This is a genomic window from Brevibacillus jepli, assembly GCF_047229145.1.
GTDB lineage: Bacteria > Bacillota > Bacilli > Brevibacillales > Brevibacillaceae > Brevibacillus.
In genome coordinates, this window is record NZ_JBFEFW010000076.1 from 1 (window position 1) to 1,889 (window position 1,889).

Here is a 1,889-nt window from a genome sequence, read left to right on the forward strand (position 1 = left end):
ATCGAGTAGGAGGGGGTGACTAACCCCCGTCCTCTCACACCACCGTACGTACCGTTCGGTATACGGCGGTTCATCTAGGTGTGACGTAAAAGTGAATACCTGTCCTTAAGACTTCTTAGACCTTCGGTCTTCCAATAGGCATTATCCAAAGTCCTGTGAAGTATAGGACTGCAGGCAATTCGCCAGTATTTCTTACGAGAATTACCCCATTCAAAGGCTTTTGCTTTGGGTACTCCCAAGGCAACAAGCCTTTTTACTTTTGTTTGGGGCTTCTTCCACTGTTTCCATAGGCACATGCGGAGCCTTCTTCTTATCCATTCGTCTAAACTGGAGAAGACTGAAGGTGTGTCTGCCAGTGAGAAGTACCCAGCCCAACCAATGAGGTATTGATTTAGCTGTTCAATTCGATACTCCATGGGAAGCGCTTTTGATCTCGAGGTAAATTCTCGAATCCGTTGTTTTACCTTCTTCATGCTTTCTTTTGCAATTCGAATCTTTGGATCATGCTGGTGGGTAAAGCTAAACCCAAGAAATTTGCGTTTCCAAGGACGGTCTACCGCACTTTTCTCTAGGTTCACCTTAAGCTTTAGCTTCCCCTCAATAAACGCAGTGATGGATGCCATCACTCGTTCGCCAGCCTTCTTCGAGGAAACATACACGTTGCAGTCGTCCGCATAGCGGACGAAGCTGAGGCCACGCTTTTCGAGTTCCCTGTCCAATTCATGCAGCATGATGTTGGAGAGCAACGGACTGAGAGGACCACCTTGCGGTACCCCTTCCTCGTTGGCTGTCTCGATTCCGTTGATCATGATGCCTGATTCTAAATAGCTTCTGATAAGCCTAAGAAGTATCTTATCCTCGACATGTTTGGCGATCAGCCCCATTAACTTGTCGTGGTTCACCTTATCGAAGAATTTCTCTAAATCTAAATCAACAACCCACCGTTTTCCCTCTTTCATAAATCCTTTTGCCTTCCGGACTGCATCATGTCCTCGTCTATTTGGACGAAAGCCATAACTGTGTTCGGAGAACATTGGGTCGAAGATAGGTGTAAGAATTTGAGCGATTGCCTGCTGGATAAAGCGGTCTGTCACAGTAGGAATTCCTAACAACCGTACTCCACCGTTAGGTTTCGGGATTTCGACCCTTCGGACTGGTTGCGGTTGATAAGTACCATCCTCTAACTGCTGGCGGATGGAGTCCCAGTTGGTCATGATATGTTCACGTAGGAATTTTACTGACATACCATCCACACCGTGGCTTCCTTTATTCTTTTCCACTCTCTTTAATGCTGTCAGAAGGTTTTCCCGTGACAGAAGTTGCTTTATCATGTTGAGGTATTCCTTTCGCGTGAACGTTCTTTCTACTTGTGCCATTCTTACTTCAGCCTTCTCAGAGTCCCCCGTGGAATTCACCACTTCCTCCACTGAGCAAGTCCTAACGGATTGTCTGCTTCATCAGCAAGAATGAACGCCTAGTTTCTCGTTCTTCCTAAATGTTCAGTCCTTCCCTGTTCAGGCGTCCCTTACTAGGGTACTATGACCTCTGCTGACTCCTGACCGTTCAGCTTCTCCTTTCAAAGAAGGTTACCATGTGAGCATGGCGTTTCGGTCAGGTCTCCCCAGGTAAGAGCGTTATCTTCCCCTCCATCTATCCGCCTCATTTACTCTCATTCGCCTTTGGCAGTAAGGACTTTGCCTTGTAATGCAGGCTCATCCAACGAATGCTAGCCTCATATGAGATTCGTGTTCCTCAGACCGGAGGTTTGCCGCCGACTTCCTTCAGATTCCACCTCACGGTGGACACCCTTGTCTTAAGCTAATGGCTACTACTGCCTTCACCATTCGGGACTTTAACCCTATAGATAACGCCCATGCTGGGCGCACATT

Annotated in this window: 1 protein-coding gene; it reads right to left on the bottom strand. The window is 47.3% G+C overall.

Going from position 1 to position 1,889, the window contains the following annotated elements; all coding sequences use genetic code 11:
• Nucleotides 1-74: 74 nt before the first annotated feature.
• On the bottom strand, nucleotides 75-1,376 hold the full coding sequence (ltrA, locus tag AB1L17_RS31300; protein WP_412848914.1) for a group II intron reverse transcriptase/maturase: 1,302 nt from the start codon (nucleotides 1,374-1,376) through the stop codon (nucleotides 75-77).
• Nucleotides 1,377-1,889: the final 513 nt, after the last annotated feature.

Bases quoted from the DNA above. Each gene is read 5' to 3' on its own strand.
- ltrA (WP_412848914.1), bottom strand. From the start codon at position 1,376: ATGGCACAAGTAGAAAGAACGTTCACGCGAAAGGAATACCTCAACATG.